This window comes from Flavobacterium sp. KH_001, assembly GCF_057840745.1.
In genome coordinates, this window is the sequence record NZ_CM174520.1 from 2,471,301 (window position 1) to 2,491,025 (window position 19,725).

Sequence of the window (19,725 nt, forward strand, 5' to 3'; positions counted from 1 at the left end):
ATTCGGCAAATCTTCAGTCCCTTTATTTCTATTGATTTTTCTGCCTATGATCGGGTAAAGTTATTTTAATGTTGTTGTTTTCTTTCTGTAAAAAAAGTTATTAATTTAAAATCGATAATTGCCTTAAATCAAAATAAAAGATTATTTTCACAGCACAATACGGCAATGATGTCTGCCTTGAACCGCCCACCAATATTATTGGAGCTGATGACGTCTAGTAATTGCTTATGCCACTAGATATGTATTCATTTTATTCAAGAGAATATGACCCAACAAAATTTCTCCCGCCGTATTATTTCAATACAACAAATTCCTTATCTTTTTTTTCTTTTCAAATGGATTTTCTTTGCTGCTGTAATTAGTATATGCGTAGGATCTGCCTCTGCTTTTTTTCTTGTCAGTTTAGATTTCGTTACCAATTATCGTGAAAATCATCTCTGGATTATGGCGCTGCTTCCTTTAGGAGGTCTTATTATCGGATTTACTTATCATTATTTGGGCACCAGTGTAGTAAAAGGGAACAACCAGCTGCTGGAAGAATTTTACAATCTCAGTCCAGATATATGTTTCTGCCGTCTGGGATATGAAACTGATCGTCAGAAATGAATGATGAAAGAATGAAAATCATTGTAAAAGGAGTAATTGACTTTCCAGCCGCTAAGCTCAGAAATCTTTTTTATGATGGAGAGCCCAAGTCCATTGCCCTTGGAAGGGGATCCACTGTTAAAGAAGCGATTAAATAGTTTTTCAATAGGAAACGGCTTATCATCACCTGTATTTAAGACAAGCAGTTCATTTTTTATTATTCTTATGATTATGGTGCCGTTACTTCGATTATGTCTTATAGCGTTATGTACAAGGTTGTTAATTAAAATTTCAGTAAGGATTGGATTTCCGCTGATCTGTAGTTTTTCGGAAGTCTGCAGATTTATTGCTATATTTTTAAGATCTGCCTGTTCGGTAAAAAATTCAAGGTGTTTTTCAATATGATCGTTAATCGAAATTATATTTTTTTCCAGATAAATTTCGTGTTCAATTTTGGAAAGCAGCAGCAGGTTCTTGTTCAATCGGTTTAACTTGGCCACATCCCTGCTTAACGATCCCAAGACCTGTGTCTGTTCCTTATTGAGTTCCATCTGAAATAAAACATCGATTTTGTTTTGAAACAAAGCAAGAGGTGTCTGGGGCTCATGTGCAGCATTCTCAACAAATTTGGAAAAAACGGTCAAATTGACCATAGATTTTCAGTTTAAAATGATCACCCGATTCGGAGCAAACTGATCACCTAATTTCAATTTAAACTGACCACCTATTTTCGGTGCAAAGTGACCACCAAAAAACTACTTCTTTTTCATGTTGTTTAACCATGGATCTGTAATAAAACTACAGACTATGGCAAATAATACAATAAACATGAATAAAATTAGAAAAGTAATTAAATTACATTGTGGCGGTAAGAGCAAATTGTTTATTAGCAAGTATTTATCTCTTTCCAGAAATACCGTAAAGAAATACATCTCTTTATTTGAAGTACTTGGATTAAGTCTTGAATCGATTAATCAAAAAACAGATGCAGAATTAGATACTCTTTTTTCTCAAAGCACAGAAGAGATTACCACTCCAAGGATGCAAAAGGTCTATGAGTTCTTTCCACAAATGGAACGGGAATTAAAGAAAACAGGCGTAACCATGTATGGCATGTGGGAGCGTTATCTCTCTTTAAATCCGGATGGATTTAGAATCTCTCAATTTAGATTCCATTACTTCAAATGGAGTAATAAAGTCAATCCTGTGATGCATATGATTCACAAAGCTGGAGATAAAATGTATGTGGATTATGCCGGAAAGACACTCTCAATTATTGACAAATCAACATCTGAAGTCAAGGAAGTACAGTTTTTTGTAGCTATTCTTGGTGCAAGTCAATATACTTATGCTGAAGCTTCTATGAGCCAGCAAAAAGAAGATTTTGTTGCTTCAGTAGAAAATGCGATACGCTTTTTTGAAGGTACTCCTGCTGCAATTGTGCCAGACAATTTAAAATCTGCCGTAATCAAAAGCAGTCGCTTTGAACCCACCATTAACGAAACTCTTGCAGATTTAGCAGAACAATATGAAACCACTATTCTGCCTGCTAGAGCCTATAGGCCAAGGGATAAGTCTCTGGTTGAAGGAGCAGTTAAAATACTCTATAGAAGAATTTATGCAAATTTAAAGGACATAGAATTCTTTAGCATAGAAGAGTTAAATCAAACTATATGGTACTTACTTGATGATCATAATAACAGAAAACTTACAGGGCGTCCATACTCCCGTTTTGAGCTATTTATTGAAGACGAGAAGCATGAATTACAGCCACTCCCTCAGGAACGCTTTGAAATTAAATATCATTCAATGGCAACAGTTATGCAAAACGGACACGTCCAATTAAGCCAGGACAAAAACTACTATAGTGTACCTTATCAATATTTAAAGAAAAAAGTAAAGCTGTTGTACACAAAATCAACAGTTGAAATTTACTTCAAATACAATCGTATAGCTACTCACAGCAGAAATCCTAAACCCTATATCTATACTACAAATCCTGAACATCTTGCAAGTACACATCAATTTGTATCAGAATGGAGTGCCTTTAGATTTATTGAATGGGCCAACAGCATTGATCCGGCAGTAGGAGAATATATTATGCATATATTCGATAGCAGAAGCCATCCTGAACAGGCATATAAAAGCTGTTTAGGAATATTATCTTTTGAAAAAAAGGTAGGCAAAGAAAGATTAATAAATGCCTGTAAACGCGCACTGGACTTTAAAATTTACAATTTTAAAACTATAAACAACATCTTAGAGAACAGTCTGGATAAAATACCATTTGAACAGGAAAAAGAGCAGGATCTTCCTGAGCACAATAACATTAGAGGAAAACATTATTTTAACTAAAATCAATATACAATGAATGAATCTACTGTAACAAAAATGAAGCAAATGAAGCTTCATGGAATGCATAATGCATTTAAAACAGCCCTTGAAAGTGGTAAAACTGATCATTACACACTTGATCAGTTTATATCAATGATGATAGATGCCGAATGGGATGAAAGACATAACAGACGCATTGAACGAAGTATTGCAAATGCACGTTTCCACTACAAATCCAATATTGAGAGTATTAATTTTGATGAGTCACGCAATATTGACAGAAACCTTATACTTCGTCTTGCAGAGTGCAGTTTTGTTGAAAAGAACGAAAATGTCTTAATAACCGGAAGTACTGGTGTAGGCAAAAGTTTTTTAGGAACAGCTCTGGGTTATCAGGCCTGTATAGAAGGATATAAAGTAAGTTATTTTAATACTTCAAAACTGTTTGCAAAGTTAAAAATGGCAAAAGCAGACGGCACTTACTTAAGAGAACTTGCTAAAATACAAAGACAGGATGTTATAATACTTGATGATTTTGGACTGCAAGCGCTCGACAATCATAACAGAATTACACTCTTAGAGATCATTGAAGACAGGCATAATAACGGTTCTATCATAGTAACATCACAAATACCAGTTCAGGGATGGTATGATATCATTGGGGAGAAAACCATAGCAGATGCGATCTTAGACCGGTTAATACATCAATCGTACAGGGTTGAATTGCACGGAGAATCTATGAGGAAGAAAAAAAGCATAAATAAGGGATAGTTATTTATCTATATTTGAATATAAATTAACAAATGAAAAAAGTAGTTTTTTGAAATAAATAGAGGTGCTCACTTTGCACCGAAATTAGGTGGTCAATTTAAACTGAAACTTGGTGGTCACTTTAAATTGAAAATAGGTGGTCAATATCACTGGTTTTTACAGCCTAAATAAGGATTATGAACTTTTTTGGTGGAACTGATCCATGATGCGCCCTATCATTTGGAGCCATGGGACAAAACTCTGTATACAGCTCTCGGTCGGCCTGTCTATAGGACAATATCTGGTCTTAAAGAGTTCTAAGAGAAGTAACGTTCTATTGTATTTGAAAATATTTTTATGACAATATACTTGCAGTTAAAAAATGTATTTAGTTATAAAAAGAGACCAGCCCTTTTAAGGCTGGTCAAGTAAAGTTGTTTGCTATTTTTTTTAGTTGAAAAGTTTAATAATTTAAAATAAAACCTGCACCAAAGCCCATATCACTATCATAATGCGAGGATAGGGAACCCCATCTGGTAACTATATAGCGTAGTCCTGCCATATATTCCTTGTCAGTATTCCACATTAAATTCATTCTAAGTCTTTTAGAAACAGGGATGTCCTTACGTTCAAACTGTAATCTGACTTTACCATCAGTAAAAACTTCAGCTTGCGCAACTATTAACATAGGAAGGGTGTAGTTAACACCCAGACTTACTACTGCACGTTTATCTTTTGTATTGTTTTGTCCGAAGAGATTTCTTTCCTGTACATCTTCTCCCATTCTTCGATATCTCCAGTCAAATCCAATAAAAGGCATTAACCATTGCATTTTTCCAATATAGCGTCCAATATGTGTTTCAGTTTCATAACCATGCATGTCATTGTATCCTAATCTCCATTCTGTTCCAATATTCCAACGCGTGCTTTGATACATTGCTTCACCATCATTTCCATTGGTTGCAAAATCATTCTCTGCCATAAAATGAAATTTCCTGTCGTCTGCAAAAAGTTTTCGTTGTGCTAATTTTGGGTTTGGTATTTCAGGGTTGGCGGGTTGATTTTCGTAAGTAAAAACCCTTCCCATTCCGCTCATCATATGATATAAAATATGGCAGTGAAAAAACCAGTCCCCATCTACGTTAGCATTAAATTCCAGCGTATCTGTTTCCATTGGCATTATATCAATCACATTTTTTAACGGTGCATATTCTCCTTGGCCATTAAGGACTCTGAAGTCATGTCCATGTAAGTGCATGGGATGGCGCATCATAGAATTATTATGTAAAACGATGCGTACATTTTCGCCTTTTTTAATTAATATTTTATCGGATTCAGAAACCACCTTATTGTCCAGACTCCATACATATCGATTCATGTTCCCTGTAAGTTCAAATTTTAGTTCTTTAACAGGGGCATTCTCAGGGAGTGTTGTTTTTTTTGGCGATTTTAGCATTGCATAATTCAGGGTTGTAATATCTGAAAGTGCATTGGCATTGTATTGCTCAGCATCCATTTTCATACCATCTATTTTTGTAGTGGTTTTAGGCTTGGTTTCACCAGTGATTTCGGGGTACATTACTACATTCATATCCATTTTATTGAGGCTCATACTCATTCCCATATCATCCAGATCTCCATTCATTTTCATCATACCGTTCATCATCTTCATTCCTTCAAAATATTTAAGCTTTGGCAAAGGCGACGCTAATTGCTTAACACCACTGCCAATATACAGGGAGGTAGATTTTGTACGGTCTTCCGGTGTTGCCAAAAATTCATAAGCAGTTTTATCAGATGGAACCGTTACAATTATGTCATAGGTTTCAGAAACAGCAATAATTAACCGATCGACCTCAACGGGTTCTACATCATTTCCATCATTGGCCACAACGGTAATTTTTCCGCCGGCATAGGTTAACCAAAAGTAGGTTGATGCACCTCCATTGGAAACGCGTAATCGGACTTTATCACCTGCTTTAAATTGAGAAAGCTGATTTTCATTTTTCCCATTGATTAAAAATTTATCATAATAAACATCACTAACGTCCATGGCATTCATGCGCTTCCATTCATTTTTAATTTTGTCTTTAAAATACCCTTGTCTTACGGCTTCTGCATAACTTTGTGTGGTTCCCTTTTTAATAGCAAACCAGTCTGATGCATTGTGCAGTAGTCGGTGTACATTTTCAGGTTTCATATCTGTCCATTCACTCAGTACTATTGGAACAGATGGCAAATCGTCTATTCCTTTGCGGAAAGTTGGATCATCCGTTTTTTTATTCATAATAAAAGAGCCGTACATGCCTATTTGTTCTTGTAGTTCCGTATGACTATGATACCAGTGCGTACCATTTTGAATAATAGGGAAAGTATATAAATGGGTGGTATGAGGTTTAATTGGCATTTGAGTTAGATTTGGCACGCCATCGTATTGGTTAGGCAAGAATAAGCCATGCCAATGAAGAGAAGTGTCTTCATCAAGCTCATTGTGGACGTAAATTTCAGCAGTATCACCTTCTGTAAAAGTAAGGGTAGGCATGGGTATTTGCCCATTAACAGCAATAGCCCTTTTGGGTTTTCCTGTGAAATTTACAATTGTATCTCTTATATAGAGATCATATCGGACTACACGGGGTTGCGATTTATTCTCTGCAACTTTTTTTTGAGTGTTCGTACCATTGCTGCTGTCCTGTGCTGATGTGTGCTCTTGGTCCATTTGATTTTTAGAAACCTGTTCTGGCTTGTCTCTGTGAGATGATATTGTTTTTTCCGGAACTAGTTTCATCCCACACTTTGGACAATTTCCCGGTTTGGATTCGTGAATTTCAGGATGCATCGGACAGGTGTAGGTTGTGGGTCTTGACTCTTCTTTGGATTGTTTTTTATCCATCACCATTCCTTTCATATCCTGAGCCTGAATTAGGGATGGGAGCATCATAACTACGAGTATTGTCAGTATATTTTTCATTTTGCTTTTTTTAGAGAATATCGTTCTATTTTTTTTTCATTTCATTCAACTTGGCTTTCATTTGTACAATTTCCGCCTGCTGTGCTTTAATAATGTCCTGAGCCAGTTGTTTTATTTCAGGATCTCGAAGAGAAGCCTCTTGAGCCATGAGAATTGCTGCAGCATGATGAGGTATCATTGATTTTAAGAACCGTTTATCTCCAACAGCAGCTTGTAAGCCTGATGCAGGTAAAAAAAATGATTGTGGCAACCCCGCCTGCAATAAGTAAGACTATGTTCTTCTTTTTATTCATATACATGCTGCCCATAACAATAATCTCAATTATGAGCATTGGGATAGTCATTATTGCTACCATGTAAAACTGGTTTACATTGGGAATTACATTAGCAAAAACATCAACCATCGAATACATTAGTATATACATAGAAAAAAATGATAATACTATCATAAGGGCTAATTTTTTGTACATTTTGGAGTTTGACTCTTTTGAATGATGCAGTGTCGGGTGTTCCGTTTTCATGATTTTTTTATTTAAAAGTTACTTAAATTCATCGATCTCCCTGAGCAAAGCAAGTCTAATACATACAACACGATAGCTGCTTAAAATTGTACGGGGTTATTATTTATGCTTTTGCATTTTAATATGATATTGTTATAAATTATTATCGTTATTTATTTTTAAGTAATAACTCCAACTCTGCAATCTGGTTTTTCAATTTCTCTACATTTTTCATTTTTTTCTGTTCTGCAATCGCTAGTGCTTTTTTTGCAGCTCCAATGGCTCCTGGATAGTCCTTGAGCTCTATCGATATTTTTTGTCTTAAAGCCGGATAATAAAAATTTTCAGGCTCCAACTTTTCAGCATCCACTAACCAGGATATTGCTTGGTTATTTGCTCTGCCGGTACTAGAATAATAATTTGCCGCCTGAAACAATAAAGTAGCATTTTGACTTTTCTCTTTAACGATATATTTGTCTATTAAGGCTAATATTTCTTGGTCAGCTTTACTTTTGATTGGGATTTTAACCATGGTATTTTCCCAAGTTATTTTCAGGAAACCTTCTCCTTTGCTATTAATGTCATTTAGCTCTATGGTAAATGTTTCATAGAAGTTAGGTGCCTTTTCTGAGGGAACTGTAAAACGCATAACGTCTTTTTTCTCATCATAGCCAGTTTCTCCATGTAAAGCAGTATCAGTATTTATAATGATAGTCCACTCATTTTCTGATGGGATTGAGAATATAGAATAAGTGCCTGTTTTTAAAATATTATTTCCAAAGGCAATATCTTCATTGGTAGTTATAGTCGTACAGTCGCTCGCACCTGTGCGCCAGAGTTTGCCAAAGGGTACCAATTCACCAAATATTTTTCGTCCTCTTACTAAAGGCCTGCTATAGGCCATTTTGATTGTTGAGTTTCCTATCTCTTGTTGAAAGGATGCTGACGGACTTGCAGGAGTAAGTTTAATTTGAACTTTTTCTTGTGCAGAAAGAGATAATGATTGTAGAACAATAAAGCTGATTAGAATTATTTTTTTCATAGTTTTTAATTTTAAATTGATTTTGCTATTTTTTCCATTATTGAATGGTCTGTACCAAATTTGCATATTGCATCGCAATTGGCTCTTAATTCGGAAAACAGGATATATTTTATGTTCATTCTTGAGTTTTTAATTACGGGTCTATTTAGTTGGAGAACTACATCTTTTTCACGGTTATTTGGTATAATTATGTAAAAAACTTCATGACCGCTGGAAATACTGAAATACAGATCAGACAGGCGAAGGATGCCGGAGTAGATACTAGTGCTCTTTTCTACTTCAAAGGCTCCTATAATTTTGTTTGTGCCTTTTTCGAACCACAGCACATCAATTAGCTTGATGGTATTTTGAGTGTCCTTGTCAGTAGGCAGCTCAGGGAATTTCCCAAGTGAAATAAAGGAGAAATTTTGTCCATCAAACGATTTGCTTTTATCATTGCTTGCCGGAGTAACATCGAAACCCAGGGAGCTGCCTATTTTTAGTAGATGGTACTGCATTTCACTATGCAGATTTTCTTCTAGTTTTTCTTCAAGTATTTCTTTTTGACGCTTGTGTACATTTTTTTCAAATCTTGAACGTTCTGCCTCGCTCAAATATTCATCATTACCGATTAGCATTTTCTGAGTTCCAATTTCAAAACACAATCCTGCAATGGCACCCAAATCATTTGACAGCTGAGATTTATGCAAAGTGTTAGTTTCCATCAAAGTTTCTCTTATTTTAAGATATTCTGTCCAGCTTCCCAATTTTTTTTTGTCTTTAAAAAGAAAATTAAAACCATTGAGAATAGCAGTGTTGAATGGCGGGAACCAGGTTGGGTGTATGAAATACAAAATACTGGCAACCGCAGGCCCTAATCCTTTAATTTTTAATTCATCGAGTTTTATGATTTCTTTTACAACCTGCTCTTCAGACTTGGCATTGATACAATTTTCAAGGAATTGACCGAAAGCCAATTTATTGTTTTGATTTTCATAGATATCAGGAATGCGTAATTTGGGTTTCCAATAAAACGGATGGGAAACCCCTGCAAAGACTTGTTTTTGTTCAGCAATGCAACTCAGAACAAATTCTAAGCTGCTTTCTTTAAAATCATTAGGAAAGGTTTTCTTTTTAATATCCTCAATGACTTGTAAAACACCGCGTCTTATAGTCCGAAATGCCTTTAACCGTTGGTTGTTATCTATAAACCAGTTATTGTAGACACTTTCGTTATCGTTTTTATACTGCAGAATAATTTGTCCTAGATTGGTCATTTGTTTTTATAATAAATTATTTTTCTTTAGAGTTTTAAGTTTCTCAATCGCAATGCATTGACAATAACAGATACCGAGCTAAAACTCATTGCCAGGGCAGCAATCATAGGAGAAAGTAATATTCCGAAAAACGGATATAAAACTCCCGCAGCAACTGGTACACCTAAGACATTATATATAAAAGCAAAGAACAGGTTTTGCTTGATGTTGCTCATTACAGCGTGGCTCAGATTTTTTGCTTTTACAATTCCTTGCAAATCTCCTTTTACCAAAGTAATCTTGGCACTTTCTATCGCAACATCTGTTCCTGTTCCCATCGCAATGCCAATGTCCGATTGTGCCAAAGCTGGCGCATCGTTTATACCATCTCCTGCCATAGCAACAACTTTTCCTTCAGCTTGTAATTTTTCTATTACTTTTAATTTGTCTTCCGGTAAACAACCTGCTTGGAAAGAGGTTAAATGCAACTCGTCAGCAACAGCTTTGGCAGTATTTACATTATCTCCCGTAAGCATAATTACTTCAACTCCTTGACTCATTAATTCTTTTATAGCAGCAGCACTGGTTTCTTTTATAGCATCGGTTATCGTTACAAATCCCACTACGTTATTATCCACAGCGATATAAGAAACTGTTTTTCCTAATTTTTGTTCGGCAATAATTTTCTCTTCAATTGTGGCAGAAATAGCTGCGCCTACTTGCTCCATTAATTTTTTATTCCCTAATGCGATCTTTTTATCAATAGCAGTTCCAATAACTCCTTTTCCTGCAATATTTTCAAAATCATCGACTTTCGTTAAAGAGACATTCTTAGCTTTTGCAAATTTTACTACTGCTTGTGCTAAAGGATGTTCGCTATACTGATTTAAAGACGCAATGTATTGCAACAGTTCATCTTCTGAATATTGAAATGCAACAATTTTTTCTACCGAAGGTTTCCCTTCTGTAATTGTTCCTGTTTTATCAGTAATCAGAACATTTACCTTATCCATTTTTTCTAAAGCTTCGGCATTTTTTATCAGAATTCCCGATTGAGCGCCTTTTCCAACTCCTACCATTACAGACATAGGGGTTGCCAGTCCTAAAGCACAGGGACAGGCAATAATTAGTACCGCAATGGCATTTATAAAACCATAGACCAATGCCGGTTCGGGACCAAATTTCGCCCAAATAAAAAAGGTAAGAATGGAAATTACAACAACAATTGGTACAAAATATTTAGCAATACTATCGGCTAATTTCTGAATTGGTGCTCTGGAACGGCTTGCATTATTAACCATTTGTATAATTTGCGAAAGCAAGGTTTCCGAACCAACTTTTTCGGCAATCATGATAAATGATTTGTTTCCGTTTATAGTTCCTGAAGATACCATATCGCCTATTTTTTTATCTACAGGAATAGGTTCGCCGGTAATCATCGATTCGTCTATTGTGCTTTCACCATCGGTTATTTTTCCATCCACAGGAATTTTATCTCCGGGTTTTACCCGTAATAAATCACCTTTTTTGATATCATGGATTGAGATTACTTTATCAACGCCATCAATTACCAAAGTAGCTTCGGTAGGAGCCAATTTTAACAATTCTTTTATAGCGCCACTGGTTTGACTGTGCGCCCTGGCCTCAAGCAATTGTCCTAACAAAACCAAAGTTAGAATAACTGTTGTGGCCTCGAAGTATAATAGTACTGTCCCGTGCTGGGTCTTAAATTCACTTGGAAAAATGTCTGGAAAAAACATTCCAACTAAACTAAATAAAAATGCCACTCCTGTACCAATTCCGATAAGGGTAAACATATTTAAATTCCATGTAATTATTGATTTCCATGCTCGTACAAAAAATACCCAACAGGCATAAAAGACAACAGGAAGTGATAAAATAAGCTGTACCCAATTCCATTTAGCCGCATCCATTAGCCCGAGTAAAGGATTGTTGTGTGCCATTTCTATCATGGCAATGGCGAAAATAGGAACTGTAAATACAACCGCTATTTTCATTTTCTTAACCAAACCCTTATAAATCCTTTGTTCTTCGCTTTCGCTTGGTTCCATTGGTACTAGATCCATCCCGCAAATAGGACATGAACCTGGCGCATTGGTTATAATTTCCGGATGCATCGGGCATGTGTATTGCAGTGCCTGAACCGCAGCTGGTTCTTGTACCAAATGCATTCCGCATACAGGACAATCTCCCGGTTTATCATACATTTTATCTCCTTCACAATGCATCGGGCAATAGTATTGCCCGCCCGCATCATTATGAGGCACAGCCAACTTTTTATGATCCTGATCGCTAGCAGTACCACAGCATGATTTCTCGGCTGTTTTTTCTTGCGAATGAGTGTTGTGGGTCATTTCAATGGTGTACTTTCCAACGGCAGTCAATGCTTGCTGCAGTTGCTCGGTCGCAATATGTTTTTCCATTATAATGGTTGCCAATGGGGGATCTAAAGTAACATTTGCTTTTATTCCCTCCACTGCATTTAATGTTTTTTCTACTTTTGTACGACATCCATCGCAAGTCATTCCCGATATTGTATAGGTGTGTGTCATAAGGTTGTTTTTTTACAGTTTAGAAGTGTTATTTGTTTGGTATATAGAAAGTTAGTTTTTTTTTAGTAAACCTGTAATTTTAATTTACTTAAAACGGCTTGTTGTTCATCAGCTGTTACAGCCTATTGTTAAGCAATGAAAAATAATTACAAATAGTTATGTATTTAGATTCTTATTATTTAATTATTTCTTTCACCTCACCACAGTTGAGCATTTTTTCTCCAAAGTAAGGATTACGCACTTCTTTCGTAGAACTAATCCATACAGCTCCTTTATTGTCGAAAGCCATGGGACAATATTCAACGTATAGTTCAGCCTGAGCCATTCCTGCTTTTTTTAGCAAGGCAACCATTTCATCACTTAGTTTAGAATAGGCAGCCCGCTGCTTATTGATATCAGGAGCTGAAACGATTGATGCAGCACTTTCTGCAAGATTGCTGTTGTTGCTGATTTCCCTTGCTCCCGCTTCAATCGCATTGGCCGCCAGTTTTGCTTCCGCCAGATTATCCTGGGCAAGGGCTACTGTTAAATTGGCATACTGGCTGTATATCGCGTTTAATACATCATCATTTATCCTGATTTCGGGTTCCTTTGAAATTTGGACTGAAGTTTCACTATCCTGAGGATTCTCTTGCTTTTTGTTTTCATTATTACCGCAGGCAATAAGTAAGAAGATTGATACTATTGGGATTCCTATTTTGGTTATTTTTTTCATCGTCTGTTGTGAGATTGGTTATTACATTTTCATTCCTGACATTGGGTTTTTGCCCTTCTTTAATATAAATTCACTGTAAAGGAGATAGGCTCCGGATGCAACAACGACATCGCCTTTTTTTAAGCCGCTGGTAATTTCGACTTCATCGAAGGTTTCCGAACCAATCGCCACCATTCTAGGCTGATATTTGCCTTTTTCGATTTCAATCCAAACATGTGTGCCGCTGCCGTCTCTTATAACAGCATCCACAGGTATTGTCAATTTCATTTTCTGTTCTGAGGAAGGCAGTAAAACAATTGTCTGCTGACCTGCCTGCCATTGATTGTTTGGATTGGCAATAGTACCGCGCAGCTGTATTAACTGCTTGCTTGTCTGCAGGGCAGGATTTATAAAATCTACGGTCATTGTTTGGGGCTGATCTTCATAACCCGAGATTATAACTTTAACCTTTTGGCCGGTTTTAATTTTACCTGCATCGGCTGGATAAACATCAGCTTCGACCCATAAACGATTATAATCTTCTAATTTCATAATAGAGGCTCCTTCTGCTACATATTGGCCTTCCGTAATGGAAAGTTCCGCAACTATTCCTGAATTAGGGGCATAATAAACAACATAAGGAGAAACTTTTTGTTTTTTTAATAATTCATTAAGCTGTGCTTCAGATTGTCCATATAATAATAGTTTTTGTTTTGCAGCATTTTTTATTTGGGCAAAGCGTTTATCCTCTGTAAAGCTTGCAGCCTGTGCTGTGGCAAGAAGATACTCCTGTTGCAGGGCTGAAAGCTGTTCTGAATATATGCTGTATAAAGGCTGTCCTTTTCGAACGGGAACACCAGTTTCTTTTACATACAACTCTTCAATCCTTCCTGCAACCAGGCTTGAGATGTAAACAGTTTGCTCAGGGTCAGTGACCAGACGCCCGTTTAGACGGGAAGAATTTGAAAATTCATTTTCCCCTGCAGTTATTGTAGTCAGATTGGCTAGAGCTTGCTGACTAGGTCCCAAGGTTAGAAAGTCCTGTGCGCTGTTTTTTTCGAAGGGCACTAAATCCATTCCACAGATTGGGCATGAGCCAGGACTATCTTTTACAATTTGCGGATGCATGGGGCAGGTATAGGTTTGAGCTTTTTCCTGACTGACTTTTTTTTCTTCTTTTTGGGCACATGCTGTAAATAGAAGTGGAAAAACCATTGCAATGAGCAAAATAGTACGAATTATTAATTTACTGTTCATGACTTAATTTTTTAATTTATTTTCTGAAGCTATCTTGATAAAACTCTCACTGTCTATCATATAGGCCGCATTGCTGGCAATACCCCAATCACTGATGTCTTGATCTATTAGGACCATTCCATCAGCATTGTTTTTCGTTTTAACTTCTCTGGGAACAAATACGTCCTTTTCTCTTTTGAAAACGATGGATTTATTACCTAGATTGAGAACGGCACTTTGCGGAAGCCACCAGCCTTTACTGACAATAGGAACGGCTGCAGTTACTAATTTTCCGGTCTGAAATTTATTATCCTGCAAATAAATCCTTGCTATAGTAAAGTTGCTTCCCTCTTTAAAGACGGGCTGAATGAGTCCGATAATACCAGTATATACAGTTTGCTTATCTGATGGTTCATAAAACACCAGTTTTTGTCCTTTTTTAATCTGGGGGGATACCGATGGATCAAAAGCAAACTCAGCGATAAGGTTTTTGTTGGTATAGATTGTAAAGAGTGATTGTCCAGCACCAATATATTGCCCTTCTCTTAGCATAATAGCAGGGGCAGCAGGTGCAGGTGCGCTACTTGTTGCTGCATTGCCACTTGAACCCATAGCGCCCATGCCATCATCTGATGATGCATTTTGAGGCGAAGCTGCCGGAGCTGCTCTAGAGGCGCTTGCTCTTGCAGTATTGTCTAAGATGTACCCGGTGGCATTACTGTAAACGGGAATGCGATAGGAAATTGTACCTGTCTTTAATACCTGTTGTATTTGTTTCTGCTGCATACCTAGCAGAGACAGTCTCTCTTTTGCTTTTTGAAGCATCGGATTGTTTGCATCGGATTGATAAATAAACAACAATTCTCTTTGCGCGGCAGCGAGGTCAGGTGAATAGATTTCCATGATTAGCTGTCCTTTTTTTACGGGCTGGTAATTGTACTTAATCAGCAGGCGCTCAATCCTTCCGCTTACCCTGCTGGAAATGCTGGTCTGCTCACGGGTATCGTAGGTGATAATTCCCTGCACCTGCAGAGAGAATATTTTAGTCCCTCCCTGAGGTTTTATGACAGATATATTAGAAACGACCTGTTCGTTGACGGGTTTTAAAAGGTGTTTCAGGCTGCTGTCTATAGCTGTTTCCGTACCAGGGGTATGTCTTGGAACCAATTCCATACCGCATATTGGACAGCTGCCGGGCTTAACCTGAATAACTTCGGGATGCATTGGACAGGTATATTCCTGATTTGTAACATGCTGATGTGATGGCTTATTGTTATGCTCGGTTTTCTTGTTACAGGCTGTCAATAATAATATCGAAACGAATAACAATGCGACTAACTTAGCGATAGAGTTCTTTTTCATAATCGACAATCATTTGATATAGTTTTAATTTTTCATCTAATAAGTTATTCTGCAGCATATTTAAAGCTTCCCAGGAGTCAATTACTACAGGAATCTGCAGTTTGTTTTCCTGATAGTTCAGAAAGTTTACATCCAGGGACTTTTGCATAGAAGGGATTATTTTTGTTTCGAGTCCCTGAATCCTTTTTTGCATGGTCAGTATTTCGTATTGCATACCATATAACATACCTTGGGTTTCCTGCAGCATGGCGGATTTCTCTTTCTCCATAGCCTGTACATTGTATTGCATTGCTTTGACATCTGATTTATACATTTTTGAAGACCAGGGAGCAATAGGAATAGACATCATTGCCATTACCGAATAGGCTTTGGGCATCATTTTATCAAAAGAATTCATATGATCAAACTGGATTTTAAAAGAGGGATTTTTTTCTGCTTTCATGGCCTCAATACTAAGCTGCATCGATTCAATTCCAGCATCCATCTTCTTGATATCTCCACGTACCCCTGCAAGGCTTGTGGTGTCGTGTAAAGCTGGGTTGAAGACAGGATTAATACTCGTGTCTATGGCAAAATCAGCATTGCCGGGCTGGTTCATCAAGCTGTTGAGCCATGCTCTTGCTTTTGCAATTTCACCTTCCTGCATGCGGACCATATTTTTGTTTTCTTCAATCCTTGCGTCGATCTTGTATACATTACCCAATTGCGACTGGTTGTAGGGATAGCGCACTTCCTCAATCTTTTTCATGGTCAGCATTATCTTTTCGTTCTGATCCAAAACTTTCATTCGCTGTTCGGCCACCATCCAGCTGTAGTAGAGCTGTTTGGCCTTCGATTTATAGTCGTTAAGGGTAACGGCACGGGTAGCGTTCTCAATGTTTCCTTGGGACTGGATGAATTTTTTCTTCTTGTTTAGCTTTCCTACATTGGGGATGTCCTGTTCAATTCTGAACATTAAAGATCCTTTGTCGCGGTCATCCATAACCTCCTGAAAGGGATAGGGGGTCATAAAAGTTCCCACACCCACCATTGGTGCCATCCATGCCGTTGCGGCATCGCCACTGTACTTGTATCCTTCTGCCTTTAAACTATAGCTTTGCAGGAGCACATTTTTTTTATCAATCCTTTGAAGGATTGTATCGAGAGACAAGACCTGTTTGGTCTGGCTCCATAGCTGTATGGGCAGTAAAAGCAATAGTACTGCCAGTATTTTAATGTTTGACATCATGTACTTCGAGTTTGCCATATTTTCTTAGTTCATATTCTTTGGACATTAGGAAAATAAGCGGGGTTACTAATAAGATATGCACGGCAGAGGTAAATACACCACCAATCATAGGCAATACAATTGGTTTCATTACATCCATTCCAACACCATTGGACCACAGGACGGGTACTAATCCGAATAATGAGACGCAAACGGTCATTAGTTTTGGGCGCAATCGTTTTGCGGCACCGTGTACCACATATTCCCTGAGATCTTCTTTAGTGATGGTTTCCCTTGAGTTTCCTTTGGCCCGGATAAGTTGCTCCATGGCATCATTGAGATAGATAACCATCACAATTCCGGTTTCCACGGCAATTCCAAAAAGGGCAATAAAACCTACTGCTACCGCCACTGATAGATTGACATCCCAGAAAAAAATTATATAGGCACCTCCAATTAAAGCAAAAGGAACTGTTATAAGACTTAAAAAGGCTTCCCTAAGGGAATTAAAGGCAAAATATAGGGCGAAGAAAATAATAAGCAATACTAGCGGCGCAATGACTTTAAGGGTCTTTTCTCCGCTGATCAGGTTCTCATATTGTCCGCTCCATTCTATAAAGTACCCTTCAGGAAGTATGTTTTTGGCACTTTCTAATTTTTTCATTGCTTCCTGTACGGTTCCTCCCATATCACGATCACGTATATTGAACATGACTGCTCCGCGAAGGAGTGCATTTTCAGAACTGATCATTGGCGGTCCGTCTACGAATTTAATATCAGCAACGGCAGATAATGGCACTTCTCCAAAGGCAGGAGACTGTAAGGGAATGCGTTTAATGCGTTCCACGCTATTTCTATAATCCTGTGCCATACGCACACTTATTGAAAAACGTCTTCGTCCTTCAACAGTATTGCCAATGGATGCACCACCTAAAGCAAATTCCACGGTTTGGTTTACATCATCTACTGTTAATCCATATCGGGCCAATTCCTGGCGATTAACATCAACATCAAGGTATTTACCTCCGGTAATAGGATCCACAAATAAATCAGATACTCCCGGAGTTCCTTCTAAAGCCATTTTCACCCTTTCAGATACACGAGCAATGGTGTCGAGATTTTGTCCGTAGACTTTAATTCCTACATCAGTACGAATTCCTGTTGCCAGCATATTGATTCGGTTGATAATGGGCTGTGTCCAACCGTTTACTACACCAGGTATCTGGAGTTTGGTATCGAGTTCCTTAATAATATCTTTTTTATCTATTCCTTCACGCCACTGTGATTTTGGTTTTAGCATGATAATGGTCTCAATCATGCTCATTGGGGAATTATCCGTAGCTGTGTTAGCTCGCCCTGCCTTACCCAAAACACTTTCAACTTCAGGAACCGATTTGATTATTTTATCCTGTACCTGCAAAATGCGTTTGATTTCTCCATTAGATACATCAGGGAGGGTAACAGGCATAAATAAAATACTCTGTTCATCCAATGGCGGCATGAACTCCGTTCCGAGCCGCATCAATAATGGAATAGAAATCAATAATGCCAGAATATTGACTGCAAGAGTTGTTTTTCTCCATTTCAGAACCCAGCGTATAATTGGCTCATAACCTCTTTCCAAAAAGCGATTTACTGGATGTGCATCGGTTGGACGGAATTTTCCTTTCATAAAAAAAGAAATCAGTACCGGAGCTAATGTAAGTACCAACAGGGCATCCACAATCAGTATGAATGTTTTTGTAAAGGCTAAAGGATGGAATAGTTTTCCTTCCTGTCCGGTAAGCATAAACACAGGCAAGAAAGAGGTAATTATAATTACAGTGGCAAAGAATACGCCACGAGAAACCTGCTTGCTGCTTTTCTCAATTATTTTGAGTCTTTCCTCTTCGGATATCCACTGTGGTTTTTTGCGAAATATATTTTTAATTCTTTTCATCAGAGTTTATTTCATTTTTTTGTTCAGATTCCCATTGTGCATACCGTTGCGAGAGATGCTGGTAGGCGTTTTCACTCATAATAATACCGTTGTCAACTATTACTCCAATGGCAAGTGCTATACCGGTAAGGGACATAATATTGGAGGATATGTCAAAGGCATTGAGCAGTATGAAACTTGCTGCAATGGTAATTGGTATCTGGATGATAATACTCAGTGCACTGCGCCAGTGAAAAAGAAAAATAATAACGATAAGCGACACTACAAACATTTCTTCAATTAAGGTACGCTTAACCGAATCAATAGATTCTTTAATCAGATGCCCCCGGTCATATACAATGTTAAATTTTACCCCTTTTGGAAGCCCTTTAGCAACTTCCTTCATCTTTTCTTTCACATTATCAATTACAGCATCTGCGTTTTCACCATAACGCATCACTACTATACCTCCAACGACTTCGCCTGTGCCATTATGATCAAAGATTCCCAATCGGGTTTCCCCGCTCATCTGGACAGTTCCTATATCGCTGACTTTTATAGGAATGCCATTTTGGTTTTTCAGTGGGATATCCTCAATCTCTTTGATGGATTTCAGATAACCGGATGTCTTAATGATATAACCAATATCACTCATGTCGAATTTTCTTCCGCCGCTTTCATTATTATTGGCACGTACAGCACTTATAACCTCCGGGACAGACAGCTTATAATATAGCAGTTTGTTTGGATCAATGGTAACCTGGTATTCTTTTTGAAATCCTCCAAAAGAAGCAATTTCACTTACTCCGGGAACATTTTGCAAAGCAAACTTGACGTACCAGTCCTGTAGGGCTCTTTGTTCGCCAAGGTCAACACCGGGTGCCTCCAAAGTATACCAGAGTATATGCCCAACCCCAGTTCCATCGGGTCCTAATTGCGGGGCAACTCCTTTGGGCAAGGTGCTGCTAATAGTACTGAGCCTTTCCAGTACTCTTGATCTTGCCCAGTATACATCAACATCATCTTCAAAAATGACATAAATAAAACTCATACCAAACATGGAAGCAGCTCTTACATATTTAATTTTGGGCAATCCCTGAAGGTTGGTAACCAAGGGATAGGTGATCTGGTCTTCAACGAGCTGTGGAGCACGTCCCATCCATTCTGTAAAAACGATTACCTGATTTTCAGATAAATCGGGAATAGCATCAATAGGATTTTTTTGAATAGAGATGATACCCCATACAAATATTCCTGCTGATAATAGTAAAACGATATAACGGTTGCGCAGCGACCATTCTATTAATTTGTGTACCAT

General features: G+C 37.7%; 15 protein-coding genes and 1 riboswitch. Of the genes, 3 read left to right on the forward strand and 12 right to left on the reverse strand.

From position 1 onward, the window contains the following. Positions 1–152 precede the first annotated feature (152 nt). Positions 153–224: riboswitch (Fluoride riboswitch) on the forward strand. Between the two features lie 40 nt (positions 225–264). Then, on the forward strand, positions 265–606 hold the full coding sequence (locus tag AC3ITQ_RS10635; protein ID WP_291286679.1) for a hypothetical protein: 342 nt from the start codon (positions 265–267) through the stop codon (positions 604–606). Here the strand turns inward: AC3ITQ_RS10635 and AC3ITQ_RS10640 are convergent. Next, complete coding sequence (locus AC3ITQ_RS10640) at positions 597–1,238, reverse strand: sensor histidine kinase (protein WP_291286680.1); 642 nt, start codon at positions 1,236–1,238, stop codon at positions 597–599. The genes AC3ITQ_RS10635 and AC3ITQ_RS10640 overlap by 10 nt on opposite strands. A gap of 154 nt (positions 1,239–1,392) precedes the next feature. Here AC3ITQ_RS10640 and istA point away from each other — a divergent pair, with 154 nt between their 5' ends. After that, positions 1,393–2,940, forward strand: coding sequence for an IS21 family transposase (istA, locus tag AC3ITQ_RS10645; RefSeq protein WP_291286681.1), 1,548 nt, complete (start codon positions 1,393–1,395; stop codon positions 2,938–2,940). A 12-nt stretch (positions 2,941–2,952) separates the two neighbouring features. Continuing rightward, the gene (gene istB / locus AC3ITQ_RS10650) at positions 2,953–3,690 is read left to right on the forward strand and encodes an IS21-like element helper ATPase IstB (RefSeq protein WP_489238643.1); all 738 of its coding nucleotides are present in this window, start codon (positions 2,953–2,955) and stop codon (positions 3,688–3,690) included. A 442-nt stretch (positions 3,691–4,132) separates the two neighbouring features. Here the strand turns inward: istB and AC3ITQ_RS10655 are convergent, their stop codons facing one another. From AC3ITQ_RS10655 to AC3ITQ_RS10705, 11 genes are all read right to left on the reverse strand, one after another. Continuing rightward, complete coding sequence (locus tag AC3ITQ_RS10655; protein ID WP_489238645.1) at positions 4,133–6,640, reverse strand: multicopper oxidase domain-containing protein; 2,508 nt, start codon at positions 6,638–6,640, stop codon at positions 4,133–4,135. 25 nt (positions 6,641–6,665) lie between these two features. Further along, the gene (locus AC3ITQ_RS10660; protein ID WP_291286684.1) at positions 6,666–6,890 is read right to left on the reverse strand and encodes a DUF305 domain-containing protein; all 225 of its coding nucleotides are present in this window, start codon (positions 6,888–6,890) and stop codon (positions 6,666–6,668) included. 419 nt (positions 6,891–7,309) lie between these two features. After that, positions 7,310–8,182: a DUF2911 domain-containing protein gene (locus AC3ITQ_RS10665; RefSeq protein WP_476019380.1), complete on the reverse strand. Its 873-nt coding sequence runs from the start codon at positions 8,180–8,182 to the stop codon at positions 7,310–7,312. 11 nt (positions 8,183–8,193) lie between these two features. Next, entirely contained in the window at positions 8,194–9,438 is a 1,245-nt protein-coding gene (locus AC3ITQ_RS10670) for a hypothetical protein (protein ID WP_489238647.1), read from the reverse strand. 26 nt (positions 9,439–9,464) lie between these two features. Next, positions 9,465–11,990, reverse strand: coding sequence for a heavy metal translocating P-type ATPase (locus AC3ITQ_RS10675; RefSeq protein WP_489238649.1), 2,526 nt, complete (start codon positions 11,988–11,990; stop codon positions 9,465–9,467). Between the two features lie 175 nt (positions 11,991–12,165). After that, on the reverse strand, positions 12,166–12,705 hold the full coding sequence (locus AC3ITQ_RS10680) for a DUF3347 domain-containing protein (protein WP_489238650.1): 540 nt from the start codon (positions 12,703–12,705) through the stop codon (positions 12,166–12,168). A 21-nt stretch (positions 12,706–12,726) separates the two neighbouring features. Beyond that, entirely contained in the window at positions 12,727–13,941 is a 1,215-nt protein-coding gene (locus AC3ITQ_RS10685; protein WP_489238651.1) for an efflux RND transporter periplasmic adaptor subunit, read from the reverse strand. Positions 13,942–13,944: 3 nt separating this feature from the next. Next, on the reverse strand, positions 13,945–15,282 hold the full coding sequence (locus AC3ITQ_RS10690; RefSeq protein WP_489238653.1) for a heavy metal-binding domain-containing protein: 1,338 nt from the start codon (positions 15,280–15,282) through the stop codon (positions 13,945–13,947). Further along, positions 15,260–16,510, reverse strand: a complete 1,251-nt coding sequence (locus AC3ITQ_RS10695; RefSeq protein WP_244284433.1) for a TolC family protein — start codon at positions 16,508–16,510, stop codon at positions 15,260–15,262. The genes AC3ITQ_RS10690 and AC3ITQ_RS10695 overlap by 23 nt, the downstream gene beginning before the upstream one ends. Next, the gene (locus tag AC3ITQ_RS10700; RefSeq protein ID WP_089055912.1) at positions 16,494–18,428 is read right to left on the reverse strand and encodes an efflux RND transporter permease subunit; all 1,935 of its coding nucleotides are present in this window, start codon (positions 18,426–18,428) and stop codon (positions 16,494–16,496) included. Before AC3ITQ_RS10700 ends, AC3ITQ_RS10695 begins: the two co-directional genes overlap by 17 nt. Continuing rightward, on the reverse strand, positions 18,415–19,725 hold the full coding sequence (locus AC3ITQ_RS10705) for an efflux RND transporter permease subunit (RefSeq protein ID WP_489238655.1): 1,311 nt from the start codon (positions 19,723–19,725) through the stop codon (positions 18,415–18,417). Before AC3ITQ_RS10705 ends, AC3ITQ_RS10700 begins: the two co-directional genes overlap by 14 nt.

Coding starts and splice junctions, on each gene's coding strand:
- AC3ITQ_RS10685 (WP_489238651.1), bottom strand. CDS start 13,941: ATGAACAGTAAATTAATAATTCGTACTATTTTGCTCATTGCAATGGTT.
- AC3ITQ_RS10670 (WP_489238647.1), bottom strand. CDS start 9,438: ATGACCAATCTAGGACAAATTATTCTGCAGTATAAAAACGATAACGAA.
- AC3ITQ_RS10665 (WP_476019380.1), bottom strand. CDS start 8,182: ATGAAAAAAATAATTCTAATCAGCTTTATTGTTCTACAATCATTATCT.
- istA (WP_291286681.1), top strand. CDS start 1,393: ATGGCAAATAATACAATAAACATGAATAAAATTAGAAAAGTAATTAAA.
- AC3ITQ_RS10635 (WP_291286679.1), top strand. CDS start 265: ATGACCCAACAAAATTTCTCCCGCCGTATTATTTCAATACAACAAATT.
- AC3ITQ_RS10705 (WP_489238655.1), bottom strand. CDS start 19,725: ATGGTACACAAATTAATAGAATGGTCGCTGCGCAACCGTTATATCGTT.
- istB (WP_489238643.1), top strand. CDS start 2,953: ATGAATGAATCTACTGTAACAAAAATGAAGCAAATGAAGCTTCATGGA.
- AC3ITQ_RS10655 (WP_489238645.1), bottom strand. CDS start 6,640: ATGAAAAATATACTGACAATACTCGTAGTTATGATGCTCCCATCCCTA.
- AC3ITQ_RS10695 (WP_244284433.1), bottom strand. CDS start 16,510: ATGATGTCAAACATTAAAATACTGGCAGTACTATTGCTTTTACTGCCC.
- AC3ITQ_RS10675 (WP_489238649.1), bottom strand. CDS start 11,990: ATGACACACACCTATACAATATCGGGAATGACTTGCGATGGATGTCGT.
- AC3ITQ_RS10690 (WP_489238653.1), bottom strand. CDS start 15,282: ATGAAAAAGAACTCTATCGCTAAGTTAGTCGCATTGTTATTCGTTTCG.
- AC3ITQ_RS10700 (WP_089055912.1), bottom strand. CDS start 18,428: ATGAAAAGAATTAAAAATATATTTCGCAAAAAACCACAGTGGATATCC.
- AC3ITQ_RS10640 (WP_291286680.1), bottom strand. CDS start 1,238: ATGGTCAATTTGACCGTTTTTTCCAAATTTGTTGAGAATGCTGCACAT.
- AC3ITQ_RS10680 (WP_489238650.1), bottom strand. CDS start 12,705: ATGAAAAAAATAACCAAAATAGGAATCCCAATAGTATCAATCTTCTTA.